The sequence below is a fragment of the Lentzea rhizosphaerae genome, assembly GCF_042649515.1.
Lineage (GTDB): Bacteria > Actinomycetota > Actinomycetes > Mycobacteriales > Pseudonocardiaceae > Lentzea > Lentzea aerocolonigenes.
Genome location: NZ_JBHRZI010000011.1, coordinates 355,845 through 374,115, shown reverse-complemented (window position 1 = coordinate 374,115; position 18,271 = coordinate 355,845). Strand labels below are relative to the sequence as shown.

Here is an 18,271-nt window from a genome sequence, read left to right as displayed (position 1 = left end):
GCTGACCCGCTGGGCTGCCTGAGCTGCATATGCGAAAGGCCCATGGCAGGAGCACTTGCCATGGAGGCAGGTGACACCAGACACGGGCCCGGACTTCGCACCCCGACCCTAGCGCGATGAAGCGGCAAGCGCATAACCAGCGCTCGCGGCTGCCTCACATAGTCATGGTGTGCCTGCCTGTTCACTGGACAGGAGAGATCTCTTGAAGGCACAGAACGTGGACATCTCCACGTTGATGTTCACCGAGTACGTCGGCAGCCGAAACAGTCGGCGCATCGACATCGTCAAGGAACAGCGCAGCATCCACGACGCAGAAGACGGCGTCTGTCGTGCGTTCTATCAGCGCATGAGGGACGCCATGCGTCGCGCGGCCAACTCGCCCAGCCCTGAAAACGAGCTGAACACGGCGATCGCGAGGGCCAATCGCCGCGGGCAGGAGCGCGCGTTCACCGAGATCAAGGCCGGCTTCCTGCCATGGTTCTCCGGTCTCAAGGCATCTGGCGTCCGGACCAGGCCGTCCGTGTTGACCGTCGGAGAGCTGGACCTGAAGGTGCAGCCGCACCTGGGGCTGCGTCTGCCTGACGGAACGACGTGGGTGGTGTTGGCCTATCTCAAGGAGCCGGTGTTGCAGCTCGACGCTGCCAACATCGCTTTGAGGATCTTGCAGCGCACGGTGGACGAGACCCTGCCTGGAGCGGTCCCAGTAGTTCTGGATGCTCGCCGCGGAAAGCCATTCTTTGAGTCGAAGCGCAGTAGGCCCGACCGCCTCGACCCACTGATCGCTGCGGAGGCAGCGGGCTACGTCGTGCACTGGCGGATGGCCGCGTGACGCAGTAGAGGGTGCCGCTGCTTGCTGATGGCGCCCCACGTTGGGACGAGCGCCGTGTCCAAGCCTAATCAAGCTGGGCACGGCGCTCGGCTGCCGCACCTGTGGACAGCTCAACGCCTTGACGGCGTCGACCAGCCCACAGGCTTGCCCTCGATTTCAGGGGTGCAGCTCTTGGTTCCTTGGGCCTGATCCAACAGATGGAGTCGGAATCTAGAAGGTCTATTCTTCGTCGCTCTCTTGCGTATCGTCAGGCGCAGAGGTTGTGGACGCCAGATTTTGCATTCGCTCGTCTTCGGGTGCGCGATCAACGAGGATCTGGAAGTATTCTTCCCATTGTTTCTTTGATCGGAATAGTAAGCCGTTCCAGTCCGTTGCCTGCAGTCCTTGTATTTTGAGGCTATCGACTTCGGACTCGACTGCAGGGTTGCGGTCGATCCTATCCGCGACCATCAGGCCGCTGACTTCCCTGAAGTCTCCGCCCCGGTTGGCCAGTACGGCGGCACGCAATGTCAGCACATAACGCTTGAATCTGCTTACGTGGTCCCAGTCTGCAGTTACTCCTGGTCGCATGAATTCTACGACGAGGAGCTGGTTTCCGGATGAGAGAAGAAGGTCGACCCTCTTGTTCCATCCGTTATTTTCTCCGCCCTGGTCGAGTGACTCCTTTGCGATCTCCTTTGTGAGGATCGAGAGGCTCTTCTCAACCCGGAAAGTGTCCCACTCAGGTGAGATCATCCACGGGTTCTCTGCGATGTAGTCGCGAACCGCGTTTTCAAGATCCCTATTTCGGATGCGCTCTTCAAGGCCTTCGATCAGGCTCAGTTGTGCCTTGACTCGTTCGGCTGCGTGAAGCGCATTCATCACGCGAGATTCGACGAGAATCTGGACCAGTTCTTCGGCATCTAGTTCGGACGCTTCGGAAAGTTTGTCGATGAGGCCCTTGAGGCGGCCTCCTTCCCATGCTGAAAGGATGGCGTCAGCAAGGTGGGCGAAGTTCTCGTCAGACAATACGGCGATTCGTGCGACCGCTGTTAGAGCACGTCTGACGATCTTCTTTTCTGGTGGGTCGAGCTTGTCGAGACGAGTGGAGAACGGTGTGAGGCGCCTGTTCATTGCCTCGACTTTCACTTCGGCACGCCGATCCTGCCAGCGACGAAGAAGTGACTTCACTCGACTCTGCCCCCAATTGAGCAGGGGTAAAGTAGTTTCAGATTGCCAACTTATCCGCTGACGCTCGGTCGAAATCAGATCTTGAGTTTGGTCATCAATAAAGTCCGCCTCAACCCTGCCTGACAGATAGCTCATTCCTTGTTGGCCGCCAATGCCGCCGCTGAGATTGAAGAAGAAGGGCCGCTGCGACAGCTTGTGGTGGCTAAAGATTGATATGCCAGCGAGATCGTCGTCGGAGATCGTGTCCTTGTAGAAGACGAATCGCCACTTGATCTTGTTGCCGTCCGGGAGCACTTCAGTGCCCCAGCCATCCTTGACCGTAAGGTTGGGCGGCAGCTCACCTTGCTTGTAGTCGCGCGGAAAATCGAACTCGATCTTCTCGACTTCTTCAACGTCAGAGATTGATTTTCCGTCGACGTTAACCTTGAACTCGTCTGCGCGGTCCATAAGAAGGAATCGACGAGCCATGCTTCGAGCGAACTGCTCTGTGTTTGGAGTCTTCTTTAAAGTGAGTTCGCGTAACGTGAGCTTCGTTCCGTGATCTCCTTTGCGGTCCTCGTCGGGTGGTAGATAAGTGACGACGCTGACAGGCATTGGCGTACTGCTGGCGTAGTCGTCCTTTTCGCCCGTGAGTTTAGCGACGTCCAGCTGAAACACGGTCTTTTCGCCAGTCTTCTCGCTGACTGTTTCTACCTCGACCAAACCGGCGATTCCGAAGCCGGCGAACTTTCCAATGCCCTTGCGGCCCATTACTGGACGGCCATTTTTGTTTGTTACTGCGGATTTCCTGTCTTTGCGTCTGTTGTAACCTACCTTCAGGTATCGATCCTGACATTCATTGAATGTCATGCCCTCGCCATTGTCTCTGATGACAATTTCGGCACCCGTTTGAATGTTCTTCGGAAGGTCGATGTCGACCGACGTTGCGTCCGCGTCCCAAGCGTTCGAGATCAGCTCGGCTATGGCTGCGACTGGAGATTGGTACATGTCGATGCCAAGGTGCTCGATGACACGTCCATGAAATTCGATATGTAATATCCGTGATTCAGTCATCGTCTCTCCTGAGCTGATATCCGGCTTGCCTGGGCCGATCCGTTATTCGTTGCCCTTGGCGCAGCTGTTCATTTTTGGCCGTATCCTCGCGCGGTGGTCCGGCGATGTAGGACGGCTGGCCCAACAGAGGTGCGATGCCGGTGATGGGCCCAGGTGAGGCAGGCTTCCTACGCTCCGGCATGGCTCCTCCGTCGTCATCGGTACGTAGCCCTGTGCTGTCCGCCGATGACGCTGGACGTCACTGCTGCGCATGCTGTACTCAGAGCAATCGCCTTACTCGTCGTCGAGGGGCTTTCCGCGGGGCACTACGGGCGCCGGCATGACCGGGTCGGTGTCGTTCGCGATCGCCCAATACCCGTCCCCTGCAGGGAACTTCGCCCGAGTTGACTCTGGCGTTACCGGGGCGATCCTGACGGAGACCCACTCCCCTGACTTTGGCACGGGAAGCCCGAGAATCTCCGCGACCTGGACATCCCACGAGTAGTGGCCCAACACGATTATCCCTTCCTTTCCGAGCTGTTTCGGCTCGCGTGCCATTCGAGCTCGACGCGGTCCATCTTTTTGCTGGGCCACGGTAAGGACCACTTCACGTCTAATGATTCGGCCTTGAACTTGACGGAACAGCTCGTTTACCCGCTTCTGTCCGTTCCTCTTGCCATCATGAGAGAAGATCTTGTCCAGATCGCTTGCTTTGAGATGTAGAAGCAAATTCTCGTCAAGCTTGGCCTCATGCCAGAGCCAATGAATTTGAGCGCGACCCGTGGCAGAGATTGTTTTTTTGCTGTCTCGATTATTTCCTGGGTTCAGATGGTTCGGGTCGACGCGCCAGAGTCCTACGGACCATTTGCTAGCGTTGTCGTCAGTCCACGTCAAGAGAACTAGATGACCGCTTGCCTCAAGAGGGATCGCCCATCCGGTCCGACTCATCGAGTACTTGCAATCGACCTGCGCGCCGGCAATCTGATAGTCCATATCGGCACCGTCAGTGAAACCAAACTCTTTAGCGAGATTGATCTCCACAACGGTTCCGACGTGAGTCTTCTCTGTTTTGCGCAGGTCCGAGTAGCGGAATCTCCCGGTCCTGGGACCGTCGAGTACCTGGTCGAGAGACTCGCGCAGTACTCGGGCGAACCTCTTGCCGGTAGGGTCGTTGGCGATCAGCCAACGTCGTACACGGTCTAGTTCGTCATCCGTGCCGCTGCTTGGTTGAACCTGGTGCAAGTCTGTTGAGTCGCTGGTTACAGGGTTGTCCAGCTCTGGGAGAAGTGGCAGTTGGCCAGCCGAATCGGGTCCGCTCACGCCCGCAGAGGCTAGTCCACGTGTGGCTGGCCTGAAGCGGACTTGAGCGGATCAGGCAATGCGACAACTTCTTGTGCTACGCAAGGTGGGGCTTGATGTGCGCGGCGATGGCTTGAGCAAGTCCGGCTGGCACCGCGTTGCCGATCTGTCGAGCGATCTCGATCTTAGAGCCGCACCACAAGAAGTCTTCCGGGAAATCCTGCAACAGTGCTGCTTCGAGATGAGTAATTGGCCGGTTGACGCGGTGCTTTCCTTGCTTATCCCATTGGGGGTGAAGGTACGCCCCCTTCTCCGGCTTGAAGAACTCGGTGCGGATTGTGTGGGACGGCATATCCCAGCGCATCCGACCCATGACATCTGTCGTGCCTGTGGGCTTGTCTCGCCAGCACTTAGGCAGAAGTTCAGGGTATGGGTTCAGGTCGAAACGACCGCCACCTGGAGGAATTTTGTCGTAGCGTTGCAATGACAGGCTGGTCGGATTTCGTCCGACGTGGATGTCAAGCCCCTTGAATGGGCCAGGCATGGTCTGACCAAAGAACTCTACAGTCGTGCGGGGAAGTTCCGTTGTGTCGGGGATCTCGGGCAGCACGGCGATCTTGGCTGCGGTTCCGACCCAAGGCTTCAGGCCGGAACCTGGCGCCGGCACACGGGCGTGCGTCGGTGCTGGCAATTCGATCTTTCCGACACGAGAGCCGATGACGATCGTGCGCTTGCGGCGCTGCGAGACACCGTAGTCGGCCGCGTTGAGGTGACCGTAGGACAGCTCATACTCAGCGAGGGCCCCGTGGTCAGCCTCGTTCACAAGCAGTGCGAACTCCGATGACGACATGAACCTGTCGACGTTCTCGATGACGAAGACCTTGGGGCGTGCGGCCAGCACCACTCGGACGTACTCACGCCAGAGCTGGTTACGTGGATCTTTGATGTCTCGACTGCCTAGGTTCGAGAACCCCTGACACGGCGGCCCACCGATCACGACGTCAACTTCAGGGATGTCGGCCTCGCGGAGGTTGGCGATGTCGCCGTGGAAGGTGTGCTGCTCGCCGAAGTTGGCAGCGTACGTCGCCGCAGCGTGGAGGTTGAACTCCACAGCAAGCTCTGACGTGAACCCCTCCGCAGCAAAACCGACGGTCATACCGCCACAGCCAGCGAAAAGATCGATCATGGTGGGCACGACGTCATCATATGCGGCGGGTCTGACACTTTCGGGACGCGACATCGGATCTTCGAGAACCTTGTACCGTCGGACCCGTGGTACGGGTTGAACCCTCGTGGGCGTCCTCTCCTGGTGCCCGGGCGAGCATGCGGTCGAACCGCGGGCGGGACACTGGGCCGGAGCTGGCTGTCCGGCGAGCCGTGCACGCGCTCGGTCTCCGCTATCGAGTCTCATATCGGCCTGTTCCTTCCTTACGTCGTACTGCTGACCTGGTCTTCACCCGCGCGAAGGTCGCGGTCTTCGTGGACGGTTGCTTCTGGCACGGCTGTCCCGACCACCACACAGCCCCGAAGGCCAACGCAGGCTTCTGGGCCAACAAGGTGCGGGGAAACCGTGAGCGAGACATGGACACCAACCGCCAGCTAGCTGAGGCGGGTTGGAGAGTGCTGCGTTTCTGGGAACATGAGCCACCTCCCGATGTGGCGCGGCAGATCGCCGAAGCTGTGCGGAGGCAGTCCTGTCGGGGCAGCGGGCAACAACACGAGCGCACCAGTCGATCCATCTAAGACTTGTGCGAACTGCAGACAGCAGAGCAGGCCTAGTCCGGGTGGCACTCCCGCTGGATCCAGCATTGGAAGTTCACGATGGCGACTGACAACTGCCCGAACTGTGGCAAGCCCACCGCGACGGAGTACTGGGAGCGACACGACAGCGACTACTGTTCGCCGATCACGTCTGCTACCTGCTGGGTTGAGGTATCAGGACCGGTTCACTACATCGTGGACTCGATAAATGACCGGACTGCGTGTGGTTCGTTTGATGGAGCAGGAGCCAGTTCTGGCCGTAGCGACGTGACGTGCCAGGAGTGCCGTTCGAGGATGTGAACAGGCGCTTTGATTGCCAGTCATCCGCTTGGTCTGCCCGAGAAGCACGTCTGTCGATGCGCCTTATGCCCCAAACGGACCGATGCTCATTCCGATGCAGTGGAGCGCGGCTCTGTGCGGTCTGCGCCCTGCGAAGGCCCGAGTGTTCGACGTCGTTGGCGCTTCGACGACAAGGATCCCGCCGCGCCGCTGCCTGGGGATCTGTCTACCGAGCGTCTGAAGACTCGCGGGGCGGTTGAGCTAACAGTTGCGGGCCGAAGACACGGTGTTGCCGGTCAGTCCAATTAGGACGAACTTGGGCCGTCTGGGGGCCGTCGAACAACCCTCAAGGACGACAAACGACGCTGACCAACGAACAAGGTTTTCGCTGGTCAGCGTCGTTTACAAGGCTCTGAGCTCAGCCCTGCTTGGTCTCCCAGAAAATCTTGTCGATCTGCGCGATCAGGTCCAGCAGCTGCTGGCCCGACGCCGGGTCCATCGACCCCTTGGTGCCCGCCGCGCCCGCGGCCTTGGTGGCGCGGTTGAACAGGTCGTGCAGCTCGGGGTACTTCTCGAAGTGCGGCGGCTTGAAGTAGTCCGTCCACAGCACCCACAGGTGGTGCTTGACGAGCTCGCTGCGCTGCTCCTTGATCAGGACAGCGCGCTCCCGGAACTCCGGGTCCTCGTTGGCCTGGTACTTCTCCTGAACCGCCTTGATCGACTCGGCCTCGATGCGGGCCTGCGCCGGGTCGTAGACGCCGCAGGGCAGGTCGCAGTGCGCGGTTGCCTCGACGCGCGGGCGGAGAATGCGCGACACGAGTCGCATCGTTCCTCCCAGAATGAAAACAGTGGATGCTCCGACAAGAAGGACCCTACTCCGGCTGACCGAAGGGTGATCGTTGAGACCGCGTCTCTCCACCGTGCTCGTGCGGGGGCCCTCGATGGTGCCCGCCCTCCGTGACGAGGACATCGTGCTGGTCAGATGGGGTGCGATGCCCAGAGCCGGTCAGGTGGTCCTGGTCAGGTGGGCCGGCAGACCGGGGCAACTGTCGATCAAGCGGGCCTCTCACCCCGTGGACGGTGGGTGGCACGTCGTGGGAGACAACCCCTACGCGAGCACCGACTCCGAGCAGCTCGGGCCGGCCGAGGTGCTCGGAGTCGTCAAAGCTCGACTATGGCCGAGGCCTCGGCTCAGGCTTTGAGGGACGCGTACAGGGCCAGGCAGTCCTCGTAGCGCGGGAGCACGCCGGCCTCGTAGGCCTCGGCGAGGGTCGGGGCCGCGGTGTCCTTCTCCGACAACAGGAATTCCAGCTCCCTGGGCCACGGCAGGTCCAGCGCCGGGTCGAGCGGGGTCAGGCCGTGCTCGCCGGACGGGTTGTAGACGGTGGAGCAGAGGTAGTTCATGGTCGTGTCGTCTTCCAGCGCGATCATCGCGTGGCCCAGCCCCTCGGCCAGGTAGACGGCGTTGCACTTCGTCGAGTCGACGAGCACCGCCTCCCACTGGCCGAACGTGGGGGAGCCGACGCGGATGTCCACGATCATGTCGATGAACGAGCCGCGCGGGCAGAAGACGTACTTGGCCTGGGACGGCGGGACGTCCGCGTAGTGGATGCCGCGGATGGTCCCCGCGCGGGAGACGCTGTGGTTCGTCTGGGCGACCTTCAACGGGTGGCCGACCGCCTCGACGAAGGCTGCCTCCTGGTACGGCGAGACGAACACGCCGCGGTCGTCGGGGAATGTCCGAGGTGTGAACTCGAACGCGCCGTCAATTTTCAGCGAACTCGCCTGCATGCCGTCACTCTAAGGCGTCAAAGTTTCTTGACCGATCGGGTGCTTCCTGCCTGCATAAACCGACCGGTCGGTGCAGAAAACCGGACGGACGTCTTGCTACATGCCCTCTGACCTGCGGAAAAAGTGTGATCCCCGCCGCAGACAGCGAAGCGGGACCCTGCCACACTTCCGTCACCCGCAGCACTCGGGCGGCTCACCGGCGCCAAATTCGCCGGCGACGTCGACCGACTTTCAAGGCCCCGTGTACCCGGCGTGACAACGCTGGGCCGGTGCGCCGTTTGGTGATGAGCCCATGTCCGGGGCTACTACGCCGCCCGCACCGCAGGAGGGACGCCGTGACAGCAGTGAACGAAGCCCGTACCGAGAACTCCGATCCGACGAAGCTGACGGACGAGGAGATCTTCAACGCGCACCTGGGCGGGAAGCTCGAGGTCGGCGCGACCGCCTCGCTCGCTGACCCGAAAGCGCTGTCCATCGCCTACACCCCCGGTGTCGCACGAGTGAGCAAGGCCATCGCGGAGGACGCCGCCCTCGCCGCGAAGTACACGTGGGCGCACCGCCTGGTCGTCGTCGTCAGCGACGGCACCGCGGTGCTCGGTCTCGGCGACATCGGCCCCAGCGCGTCCCTGCCCGTCATGGAGGGCAAGTCCGCGCTGTTCAAGACCTTCGGCGGTCTCGACTCCATCCCGCTCGTGCTCAACACGACGGACGTGGACGAGATCGTCGAGACCCTGGTGCGGCTGCGCCCGTCGTTCGGCGCGGTCAACCTGGAGGACGTCTCGGCGCCGCGCTGCTTCGAGCTGGAGCAGAAGCTGATCGAGGCGCTCGACTGCCCCGTCATGCACGACGACCAGCACGGCACCGCCGTCGTGTCGCTCGCCGCGCTCAACGGCGCCAACACGGTCCTCGGCAAGAACATCGGTGACCAGCGGGTGGTCATCTCCGGTGCGGGCGCCGCGGGCATCGCGATCGCCAAGATCCTGCTGGCCGCGGGTGTCGGCGAGATCACGCTGATCGACTCGCGCGGCATCGTGCGCACCGGTCGTTCCGGCCTCAACCCGATCAAGGAAGAGATCGCGGCGGTCACGAACCAGAGCAACCTCGACGGCGGCATCGACGTGGCTCTGCGCGGCGCGGACGTCTTCATCGGCGTCAGCTCGTCGAAGGTGTCCGAGGAACTGATCGCGAGCATGGCGGACGACTCGATCGTCTTCGCACTGTCCAACCCGGACCCCGAGGTGCACCCGGAGGTCGCGGCCAGGCACGCCGCGATCGTGGCGACGGGTCGCAGCGACTTCCCGAACCAGATCAACAACGTGCTCGCGTTCCCCGGCATTTTCCGCGGGGCGCTCGACGCGGGTGCGCGGCGGATCACCGAGGGCATGAAACTCGCGGCGGCGGACGCCATTCTCGCGGTCGCGAAGGATGATTTGGGTCCAGACCGAATTGTTCCGTCCGCACTGGACCCGCGCGTCGGACCCGAGGTCGCCGCAGCTGTGGCGCTTGCCGCCAGGGCCGACGGCGTCGCCTGACCCGGAGTCTGATCTCGTTCTGCATTTGCCACCCTTTTGCATGTTCACGGGTACCGGAACCACGAACGTGGCTTTTCGTTAACCCGTCAAGGGGTGGGCGATGACGCTCCGAAGCGCTACCGTCCCTCTCCTCGGGTGTTCACTCGAGGAGAGGGTTCGTGTTTGCCGCCGTTCGGGTGCCGTTGTCGTGCCCACCCGAATTGCCGCGGGCGGTGGATGCGGGAGAGGGTGGGCCGGTGCCCAAGTGGGTAGGACGCGCGACGGTGGTGAACGGCCGTGCACGGACGGCTGCCAAGCCTCCGGTGACGCTGGACGGGCTGACCCTGCCCGACGCGCCGTCGTTGCTCGTCGACGTCAAGGGTGTCGTCATGCAGGCGAACCCCGCGGCCGTGGAGCTGGCCGGCGCGCAGGGAGCCGACGACCTCGTCGGGCACCCGCTGGGCGAGCTGCTCCTCGGCAACTCCGCCGACCTGAGGCTCCTGCGCGCTGACGGCACCGAGCTGCCGGTCCGCGTCGCCCGGCACGCGGTGCCCGGAACGGGTCTGCAGGCCGTCCTGCTGATCGACGTCTCGGATCTGGCCGCCGCGGCGGACGCGTTGCGCGACGAACAGCGCCGGCTGCGCAAGGTTCAGCAGGTCGCGCAGCTGGGTTCGTGGGAGTACGACCCGGAGACCGGTCTGACCGTCTGGTCGGACACCCACTACGAGCTCCTCGGCCTCGAACGCGGCACGGTCGTGCCTGGCGCGCAGGCCGTTCTCGACGTCGTGCACCCCGACGACTACACGATGGTGGAGTCGTACTGGCACGGCCGCGAGATCACCGGCGACCCGATCGACATCGAGTACCGGATCGTGCGCCCGGACGGCCAGCTGCGGTGGATCCGCGGCGTGGCGGAGGCGCGGCTGTCCGACGAGGGCCAGCTCGACAAGATCACCGGGTACATCCGCGACATCACCGAGGCCAAGCGCGCCGCCACCGAGCTCGCCCAGGAACGGGCGCGGCTGCTGGAGGCGCAGCGCATCGCCCGGATCGGCAGCTGGGCGTACGAGACCGGCACGCGCGCGGTGCACCGCAGCGAAGTGCTGATGGAGATGTACGCCGAGATCGGCATGACCCCGGACGACGACCTGCTCAGCGGCGTGCACCCCGATGACAGGGAAGCCGTCAAGGACCTCCGCCACCAGCTGCTGCACGCCCGTGACGACGCGCCGGTCGAGGTGGAGGTGCGCAGCGAGCTCGGCGAGCGCGTCTACATGTGCCGGGCACGTGCGGAGATCGACCCGTCGGGCCGCATCGAGCGCTACCACGGCACGATCCAGGACGTCACCGAGGCACGTGCGCTGGAACGCCAGATGCGTGAGGACCGCCGAAGACTGGCGGACGCGCAGCAGGCGGCCCGCCTCGGCATGTGGGAGTGGAACCCCGCCACCGGCGAGGTCGTGTGGTCCGACATGCTCCGCGAGCTCTTCGGCCTGCCCGCGGACCTCCCCGGCAGCTACCAGGCGTACCTCGACCTGGTGCACCCCGAGGACCGCGCCTGGGTCGACGACCTGTGCCGCCAGCTGGTGGTGGACGAGGTCGCCTCGCAGTTCGAGCACCGCGTGGTGCGCCACGACGGCTCGATCCGCATCTTCCGGTGCCACGGCATGATCGTCCACGACCCGCGCGGCAAGCAGCTCGCCGTCGGCACCGCCCAGGACGTCACCGAGCAGCGCGCCGCCGAGGCACGCATGAAGCGTTCCTCGCAGCGCTTCACCGACCTGGTCTCGGTCACGCCGGTCGGCATCGGTCTCTTCGACGAGGCCGAGCGCCTGGTCGACGCCAACGACGCGTTGTGCGACCTGCTCGGCATGGAGCTGGAGCAGCTGCGCGGCGTGACGGCCGAGCAGCTCACCCACCCCGAGGACACCTCGCCGGGCCTGCAGTGGGCAGCCGAGCGCACGCAGAAGATCCCGCAGCGCATCCTCGTCCGTCCCGACGGCGAGAAGGTCTACTGCGAGCTGCACATCGCCCTGTCCGTGCAGGACGACGGCCGCCGCTTCTGGCTGATCGTGTTCCTGGACATCACCGAACGCCGCCGCACCGCGGAAGCCCTGCGCCACCAGGCGACCCACGACGAGCTGACCGGTCTCCCGAACCGCGCGCTGGTGAAGGAGATGCTGAGCAAGCTCCTCGACGGCCCCGGCCGCTCCAAGGTCGCCGTCTTCTTCTGCGACATCGACAACTTCAAGCGCGTCAACGACTCCCTCGGCCACGACGCGGGCGACGAGCTGCTCGTGGCACTGGCACGGCGGCTGGAGGGCGGCCTGCCGGAGGGCTGCACGGCCGCGCGCCTGTCCGGCGACGAGTACGTGATCATCTGCGAGGACATCGACTCGGTCGGCGGCGTCGACGCCCTGGCGACCCGCGTGGCCTCGTTGCTGCGCACCGCCGTTCCCGTGCACGGCCAGCTCGTCCGGGTCTCGGCCTCGATCGGCGCGGCCGTCCCGAACGGCTCCCGCGCCAACGGTGCGGACCTCCTGCGCTTCGCCGACGCCGCGATGTTCGAGGCGAAGCGCAACGGTGCCGGACGAGTGTCACTGGCCTCCGCCGCGCTGATCGCGTCCGCCGACCGCCAGGTGCACCTCGAGGGCCAGCTGCGGGACGCCCTGCAGCACGACGGCCTGGCCCTGCACTTCCAGCCGGTCGTGGGCGTGGACGGCGCGGTGCTGACGGCCGAAGCCCTGGTGCGCTGGCCGCATCCCGACCGAGGCCTGCTGCCACCCGACGTGTTTCTGCCCGTCGCCGAGCAGGGCGACCTGATGCGCGAACTGGACCGCTGGGTCCTGCGAACGGCGTTGAAGGAAGCCGCGACCTGGCCCGCTCCCGACGGCCGCCCGGTGTCGGTGGCGGTGAACCTGGCCGGCCTGGTGCCGGGCGATCCGGAGTTCGTCGACATCGTCTCGAACGCGATCATGGAGTCCGGCGTGCCGTGGGAGCGCGTGGTCCTGGAGCTCGTCGAGACGGCGTTCGTCGACCTGCCTTCACGGGTGCGCCAGTCGATGGACGAGCTGGTGCAGCGCGGCGTGCAGTTCGCCGTGGACGACTTCGGCACCGGCTACTCGTCGCTCGCCCGCCTGAAGGACCTGCCGGCGCAGATCATCAAGGTCGACCGGCGGTTCGTTTCCGGCGTGGGCAACGACTCCTCGGACTTCGCCGTGGCCCGCGCGGTCGTGGACATGGCCCGCGCGATGGGCCGCAAGTGCGTGGCGGAGGGTGTCGAGACCGCGACGCAGTTCCACGTGCTGCGCGGGGTCGGGGTGGATGCTTACCAGGGGTGGCTGTTCTCGCGTCCGGTGCCGCCCAAGGAGTTCCGGGCGGTGCTGGCACTGGGACCGTTGCACATCCCGAGGGCCGGCTGAGCCTCGTCGCCTGCGGATGAGTCCAGCCAGCCCGACCTGCCCGATGAGAGCGCGTCTGCACTCCACGCGCCGTGGGCCCAGTCCGGCTCTGGCATGAACGGCGCATCTGTCGACCTCACGTGCACAAATGCGCCGTTCATGGACGACGGCCGAGGACTTGGCCAGGGGCCTGAAGGCTGAAACGTGCACGCACCGAACGAGGTCAGCTCTCCGGCCGCTCCACATACCGCGCACTCGCCGAGATCTCCGGCAGCAGCGCCACGATCCGGTGCTTCGGCAGGTCGATCAACCTCAACTCGAGGTCGTCCGCCGTCACAGAGGCGTTGTCGACGATCTCCGCCGCCTGCCGCTTGGTCAGCACGCCCTGCGACGCTGTGATCAACGCCTCGCGCCACACGTTGCGCAGCTTGCCGTGCGCCTTCATGAGCACTTCGCGGACCGTGCGGTCACCCAGGGACAGCGTGCCGGTCAGCACCTGGTCGGCGACGACGATCGTGGTCTTGGAATCGGGGTTGTTGCGCAGGAACTTGAGCGAGAACCGTGTTCCCACCAGCGATTGCAGCTCCTTCTGCCCCGCCTCCGAGGACACCGACGGGTGGTTGTTCGGCACCAGGCACGCCAGCCGCGCCGGTGACGAGGCCAGCAGGGTGCGCAGCAGCCAGGGGCCCGGATCTGCCGACAGGTCAACGGCGAGTGAGGCCGCACCCTTGCCCACCGGCTCGGCCCAGCCCGGCTGGCGGGGCTTCGGCGGCGGCGAGGATTCGGGGCGTGGCGCCAGTTCCGAGAGTGCGGCGAGTGCTTCCTTCGACGGGCCCGCGGACTCCACGGACTGCGCGCCGTGCGTGTAGATGCGCGTGCCGCCGGACACCGCGCGTCGCCCGGTGGGGCGGCAGACGTACAGGTCGGCCGCGGAACCGATCGCCTGGGCGCCGTCGAAGCGGTGGAACGCGGGCAGGATCGCCTCGAACACGAGGCCGAGCTTCTGCAGTTCCTGCTGCACCTTCAGGCCCAGTGCGGGCGTGCGGTCGGAGAAGCCGTAGGCCAGCAGCACGCGGCCGGCGGCGATGTCCGAGAGCGCCTCGACCGCGCGGCCGGCGAAGAGGCCCATGCCTTCCGGCGTGTAGGGCGGGTCGCTGAAGACCAGGTCGAAGGTTTCCAGAACGGACGCAGGCAGCCCGAAACGCATGTCGCAGTGCAACGTCCGGATGTCGAGTTCCCGGGAAGCAGCCCTGGAGTCGATGAACTCCAGCAGTCGCTCGTCGAGGTCCACGACCGTGATCGACACGTGCGGGTTGACCGCGGCCACGGCGAGCGAGGTCAGGTCGTGGTCGCCCAGGCACAGCAAACGCTTGCCCGCGAGGTCGTAGGTGGAGTCCAGCCACACCGCGCGGTTGAGCGCCGTCTCCGCGGTCGCCTGCACGTGGTCCAACGAGGACAGCGGCTGCGGCACGTCGGCGATGTCGACCAGGATCTGGCGCAGCACGTCGGTGTGGTCGCGCACACCGGCCACCGCGAACTCGGTGCGGTAGGCCGCAACCAGGCCGGGCGCGATGCGGTAACGATCACCTGAAGATTCGGCGTCGTCACCGAGGGCCTTGAGCAGGTCCTGCACGGTGCGGCGGGGCACTGCGGGCAGGCGCACCAGCTCGGCCAGCGGATGCCAGTCCTCGCTGAGCAGGGACAACACCTCGCGGAGCTTGCGGGCGTGCACTCCGCGCTCCGACACCAACTGCCGAACCTGGTCGATCGTCACAAGCGGTAGACCATACGGCCTGTCAGATGGTGGAACGCTGTGCCGGGGTACGCCGAACGAGTTAAGGTCACAGGGATCTGCATCCAGGGCGGCCCGAATCGGGGAGGCCGTCACGACCGGAGGGATCTTCGGGTGATCGAGTTCCGGGCCGTCACCAAGCGGTTCGAGGACGGGACCATCGCTGTCGACGAGCTCGACCTCACGGTCGAGGCGGGCACCATCACGGTGTTCGTCGGCCCCTCCGGCTGCGGCAAGACGACGTCGCTGCGCATGGTCAACCGCATGATCGACCCCACGTCGGGCACGATCCTGGTGGACGGCAAGGACGTCCTCACCGTCGACCCGCCGACCCTGCGGCGCGGCATCGGCTACGTGATCCAGCAGGCCGGGCTGTTCCCGCACCGCACGGTGCTGGACAACGTCGCGACCGTGCCCCTTCTGTCCGGTTGGGACAAACGCAAGGCGCGCACCCGCGCGGCCGAGCTGCTGGAGCGCGTCGGGCTCGACCCGGCCTTCGGCAAGCGCTACCCGGCGCAGCTCTCGGGCGGTCAGCAGCAACGCGTCGGGGTCGCCCGCGCGCTCGCCGCCGACCCGCCGGTGTTGCTGATGGACGAGCCGTTCAGCGCGGTCGACCCGGTGGTCAGGGAAGACCTGCAGAACGAACTCCTTCGCCTGCAAGCGGAACTCGACAAGACGATCGTGTTCGTGACGCACGACATCGACGAGGCGTTGAAGCTCGGCGAGCGCGTCGCGGTGTTCCAGACCGGCGGGCACCTCGCGCAGTACGCGAAGCCGACCGAGCTCCTGGCCGCGCCCGCCAACGACTTCGTGGCCTCGTTCGTCGGCAGGGACCGCGGCTACCGCACGCTCACGTTCCTGCACGCCGACGTGCCCGTGCACCCGGTCACCACGGCCAAGCTCGGCGAACGCATCACCGTCTCGGACTGGACGCTCGTCGTCGACGACGAGAACCGGCCGAAGGGCTGGCTGTCCGGTGTGGACGGTGAGATCGAGGTCGCCGAGAAGGACCTGATCTCCGGCGGCTCGCTGTACGACGGCTCCACGCTCAGAGGTGCGCTCGACGCCGCGCTCAGCTCGCCGTCCGCACTCGGTGTGGTGATCGACGACGTCGGCGCGGTGACCGGGGTGGTCAGGGCCGACGACGTCATCAAGGCGCTCGCGAAGGCCCGCGCGGCGGGTGAGGTCCCGAAGTGACCTGGATTTTCGAGAACTGGGAAAGGTTCTGGGAAGTCACCGAGGTGCACCTCCGGCTCTCCGTCGTGCCGGTGCTGATCGGGTTCGCGCTCTCGATCCCGCTGGGGTGGTTCGCTTCCCGGTCCGCGACGGCGCGCGCGGTCCTCTTCCCGCTCGCGAACGTCCTGTTCACGATCCCGTCCATCGCGCTGATCGTGATCACGCCGGTGCTGGTCGGCGTGAAGATCCTCGACGAGATCAACGTCATCGTGCCGCTGACGATCTACACGGTCGCGCTGATGGTGCGCTCGGTCGCGGACGCGCTCTCCGCGGTGCCCGGCCACGTGACGGCCGCCGCGAACGCGATGGGATTCCGGCCTTTGCGGCGGTTTTTCGTCGTCGACTTCCCGCTGGCACTGCCCGTGACGATCGCGGGTCTGAGGGTCGCGACGGTGTCGAACATCAGCATGGTGAGCGTCGGCGCGCTCGTCGGGCTCGGCGGTTACGGTCAGCTCTTCACCGAGGGGTACCAGACCGACAACAGCGCGAAGGTCTTCGCCGGTCTCATCGGGACGGTCGTGCTCGCGGCGCTCGCGGACGGGCTGCTGTTGCTGGTCGGTCGAGCGCTCACGCCGTGGGCGAGGGCGGGGAGGTGAGCTGAATGGGTGGCTGGCTCTTCGATCCCGCGCACTGGTCCGGCACGACCGGGATTCCGGTGCGGTTGCTGGAACACCTCGGTTACACGCTGACGACCCTGTTGATCGCCGCGGTGATCGCGATCCCGCTCGGCGCGTTCGTCGGCCACACCGGCAAGGGCGGGTTCCTGGTCGTCGGGCTCTCGAACGTGCTGCGCGCCCTGCCCACCACCGCCGTGCTGATCCTGGTGGTGCTGTGGGCGGGTCTCGGTGACTTCCCGGTGTACGTCGCACTGGTGCTGCTGGCGATCCCGCCGATCATGGCGGGTACCTACGCGGGCATCCGTGCGGTCGACCCGGTGGCGGTCGACGCCGCGCGAGGTGTCGGCATGCGGGAGTGGGGTGTCCTGGCGAACGTGGAGATCCCGAACGCGCTTCCGTTGATCTACGGCGGTTTCCGCGGCGCCGCACTGCAAGTGGTCGCGACCGCCACCATCGCCGCCTACACCGGTGCCGGTGGTCTCGGCAGGTTCGTCTTCGACGGCCTCGCCCTGCAGGAGTTCGGTCAGATGCTCGCCGGCGCGGTGCTCGTGGCACTGCTCGCCGTTCTCGTCGACCTGGGGTTCGCCGGCCTGCAACGGCTGACGGTCTCGCCAGGGCTGCGTCCAGTGGGAACCGGAGGAAAACGATGAAGCGCATCGCGACAGTCGTCGCTGCGGTCATGCTCTTGTCGGCATGTGGCGGTGACCCGTTGACCGGCGGCAACAACAACCCGGCCCCGACGGACACGATCGTCGTGGGCTCCGCCAACTTCCCGGAGTCGACCGTGCTCGCCGAGATCTACGCGCAGGCGTTGGCGGCCAAGGGCGTCAAGGTCTCCAAGAAGCTGAACATCGGCAACCGCGAGCTGTACTTCAAGGGCGTGCAGGACGGCTCGATCGACCTGATCCCCGAGTACAGCGGCGTGCTTCTCAAGCACGTCAACAAGGAAGCCCCCGAGGTCGGCTCCGAAGAGGTCTACGCGGCGCTCAAGAAGGCCCTGCCGCAGGGCCTCACCGTGCTCGACAAGTCCGCGGCCGAGGACAAGGACGCGGTCGTCGTCACCAAGCAGATCGCCGCCCAGTACAGCCTCAAGTCGATCGACGACCTCGTGCCGTACTGCAAGGAGCTCGTCTTCGGCGGCCCGCCGGAGTTCCAGAACCGGCCGGACGGCCTGCCCGGCCTGAAGGCCAAGTACAACTGCGAGTTCAAGGAGTTCAAGTCGCTCGACGTCGGCGGCCCGCTGACCGTCGCCGGCCTGAAGGACAACACCGTGCAGGCGGCCGACCTGTTCACGACGGACTCGGCCATCAAGGCCAACGAGTTCGTGGTGCTCGAAGACCCGAAGAACGTCTTCGCCGCGCAGAACGTGTTGCCGCTCATCAACGAGAAGAAGGCGTCGCAGCAGGTGCGCGACACCCTGAACGCCATCTCGAAGAAGATCGACACGAAGACCTTGCTGGACCTGAACCAGAAGCTGGCGTCGCCGGACAAGCCCGAGCCGGAGAAGGTCGCGAAGGAGTGGCTCGCTTCCGCAGGCATCTGACCGCAAACGA

15 protein-coding genes are annotated in these 18,271 nt (G+C 65.1%); 9 read left to right on the top strand and 6 right to left on the bottom strand.

The genetic code is table 11. The features are described 5' to 3' along the window. The first annotated feature begins 202 nt into the window (after positions 1-202). Positions 203-829, top strand: coding sequence for a hypothetical protein (locus ACFOWZ_RS09055; RefSeq protein ID WP_382371054.1), 627 nt, complete (start codon positions 203-205; stop codon positions 827-829). Positions 830-1,048: 219 nt separating this feature from the next. Here the strand turns inward: ACFOWZ_RS09055 and ACFOWZ_RS09050 are convergent, their stop codons facing one another. The 3 genes from ACFOWZ_RS09050 to ACFOWZ_RS09040 all read right to left on the bottom strand — a co-directional run bounded on the left by ACFOWZ_RS09050 (position 1,049) and on the right by ACFOWZ_RS09040 (position 5,516). Beyond that, positions 1,049-3,052: an ATP-binding protein gene (locus ACFOWZ_RS09050; RefSeq protein ID WP_382371052.1), complete on the bottom strand. Its 2,004-nt coding sequence runs from the start codon at positions 3,050-3,052 to the stop codon at positions 1,049-1,051. A 273-nt stretch (positions 3,053-3,325) separates the two neighbouring features. Then, a complete protein-coding gene (locus ACFOWZ_RS09045) occupies positions 3,326-4,351 on the bottom strand; it encodes a NaeI family type II restriction endonuclease (RefSeq protein ID WP_382371050.1) in 1,026 nt (341 codons plus the stop codon). Positions 4,352-4,427: 76 nt separating this feature from the next. Then, positions 4,428-5,516: a DNA cytosine methyltransferase gene (locus tag ACFOWZ_RS09040; RefSeq protein WP_382372614.1), complete on the bottom strand. Its 1,089-nt coding sequence runs from the start codon at positions 5,514-5,516 to the stop codon at positions 4,428-4,430. 137 nt (positions 5,517-5,653) lie between these two features. Here ACFOWZ_RS09040 and ACFOWZ_RS09035 point away from each other — a divergent pair, with 137 nt between their 5' ends. Next, positions 5,654-6,073, top strand: coding sequence for a very short patch repair endonuclease (locus ACFOWZ_RS09035; RefSeq protein ID WP_382371049.1), 420 nt, complete (start codon positions 5,654-5,656; stop codon positions 6,071-6,073). Positions 6,074-6,788: 715 nt separating this feature from the next. Here the strand turns inward: ACFOWZ_RS09035 and sodN are convergent. Then, complete coding sequence (gene sodN, locus ACFOWZ_RS09030) at positions 6,789-7,196, bottom strand: superoxide dismutase, Ni (protein WP_030471300.1); 408 nt, start codon at positions 7,194-7,196, stop codon at positions 6,789-6,791. 94 nt (positions 7,197-7,290) lie between these two features. Here sodN and ACFOWZ_RS09025 point away from each other — a divergent pair, with 94 nt between their 5' ends. Continuing rightward, on the top strand, positions 7,291-7,572 hold the full coding sequence (locus tag ACFOWZ_RS09025) for a S24 family peptidase (RefSeq protein WP_382372612.1): 282 nt from the start codon (positions 7,291-7,293) through the stop codon (positions 7,570-7,572). On the opposite strand, the gene ACFOWZ_RS09020 is transcribed toward ACFOWZ_RS09025, so the two are convergent. Next, a complete protein-coding gene (locus ACFOWZ_RS09020; RefSeq protein WP_030471302.1) occupies positions 7,562-8,161 on the bottom strand; it encodes a dTDP-4-dehydrorhamnose 3,5-epimerase family protein in 600 nt (199 codons plus the stop codon). The genes ACFOWZ_RS09025 and ACFOWZ_RS09020 overlap by 11 nt on opposite strands. Before the next feature lie 335 nt (positions 8,162-8,496). On the opposite strand from ACFOWZ_RS09020, the gene ACFOWZ_RS09015 reads away from it, so the two are divergent. Together ACFOWZ_RS09015 and ACFOWZ_RS09010 are read left to right on the top strand one after the other, a co-directional pair. Beyond that, positions 8,497-9,693 carry an NAD(P)-dependent malic enzyme gene (locus ACFOWZ_RS09015; RefSeq protein ID WP_372497487.1) on the top strand — a complete coding sequence of 399 codons (1,197 nt, stop codon included), beginning with the start codon at positions 8,497-8,499 and terminating at the stop codon, positions 9,691-9,693. Between the two features lie 236 nt (positions 9,694-9,929). Beyond that, positions 9,930-13,094, top strand: a complete 3,165-nt coding sequence (locus tag ACFOWZ_RS09010) for an EAL domain-containing protein (protein ID WP_382371046.1) — start codon at positions 9,930-9,932, stop codon at positions 13,092-13,094. Positions 13,095-13,296: 202 nt separating this feature from the next. On the opposite strand, the gene ACFOWZ_RS09005 is transcribed toward ACFOWZ_RS09010, so the two are convergent. Beyond that, the gene (locus ACFOWZ_RS09005) at positions 13,297-14,847 is read right to left on the bottom strand and encodes a bis-aminopropyl spermidine synthase family protein (RefSeq protein ID WP_382371044.1); all 1,551 of its coding nucleotides are present in this window, start codon (positions 14,845-14,847) and stop codon (positions 13,297-13,299) included. 132 nt (positions 14,848-14,979) lie between these two features. Here ACFOWZ_RS09005 and ACFOWZ_RS09000 point away from each other — a divergent pair, with 132 nt between their 5' ends. The 4 genes from ACFOWZ_RS09000 to ACFOWZ_RS08985 are packed head-to-tail and all read left to right on the top strand — an operon-like array spanning position 14,980 to position 18,261. After that, positions 14,980-16,062 carry an ABC transporter ATP-binding protein gene (locus ACFOWZ_RS09000; RefSeq protein WP_030471306.1) on the top strand — a complete coding sequence of 361 codons (1,083 nt, stop codon included), beginning with the start codon at positions 14,980-14,982 and terminating at the stop codon, positions 16,060-16,062. Next, positions 16,059-16,697, top strand: coding sequence for an ABC transporter permease (locus ACFOWZ_RS08995; protein WP_382371042.1), 639 nt, complete (start codon positions 16,059-16,061; stop codon positions 16,695-16,697). The genes ACFOWZ_RS09000 and ACFOWZ_RS08995 overlap by 4 nt, the downstream gene beginning before the upstream one ends. 5 nt (positions 16,698-16,702) lie before the next feature. Beyond that, entirely contained in the window at positions 16,703-17,368 is a 666-nt protein-coding gene (locus ACFOWZ_RS08990; RefSeq protein WP_382371040.1) for an ABC transporter permease, read from the top strand. Next, positions 17,365-18,261, top strand: a complete 897-nt coding sequence (locus ACFOWZ_RS08985) for an ABC transporter substrate-binding protein (RefSeq protein ID WP_382371038.1) — start codon at positions 17,365-17,367, stop codon at positions 18,259-18,261. Before ACFOWZ_RS08990 ends, ACFOWZ_RS08985 begins: the two co-directional genes overlap by 4 nt. The last annotated feature ends 10 nt before the right edge of the window (positions 18,262-18,271 follow it).

Excerpts from the sequence above, each read along its gene's own strand:
- ACFOWZ_RS08990 (WP_382371040.1), top strand. The coding sequence starts at position 16,703 with ATGGGTGGCTGGCTCTTCGATCCCGCGCACTGGTCCGGCACGACCGGG.
- ACFOWZ_RS08985 (WP_382371038.1), top strand. The coding sequence starts at position 17,365 with ATGAAGCGCATCGCGACAGTCGTCGCTGCGGTCATGCTCTTGTCGGCA.
- ACFOWZ_RS09050 (WP_382371052.1), bottom strand. The coding sequence starts at position 3,052 with ATGACTGAATCACGGATATTACATATCGAATTTCATGGACGTGTCATC.
- sodN (WP_030471300.1), bottom strand. The coding sequence starts at position 7,196 with ATGCGACTCGTGTCGCGCATTCTCCGCCCGCGCGTCGAGGCAACCGCG.
- ACFOWZ_RS09040 (WP_382372614.1), bottom strand. The coding sequence starts at position 5,516 with ATGATCGATCTTTTCGCTGGCTGTGGCGGTATGACCGTCGGTTTTGCT.
- ACFOWZ_RS09020 (WP_030471302.1), bottom strand. The coding sequence starts at position 8,161 with ATGCAGGCGAGTTCGCTGAAAATTGACGGCGCGTTCGAGTTCACACCT.
- ACFOWZ_RS09035 (WP_382371049.1), top strand. The coding sequence starts at position 5,654 with ATGCGGTCGAACCGCGGGCGGGACACTGGGCCGGAGCTGGCTGTCCGG.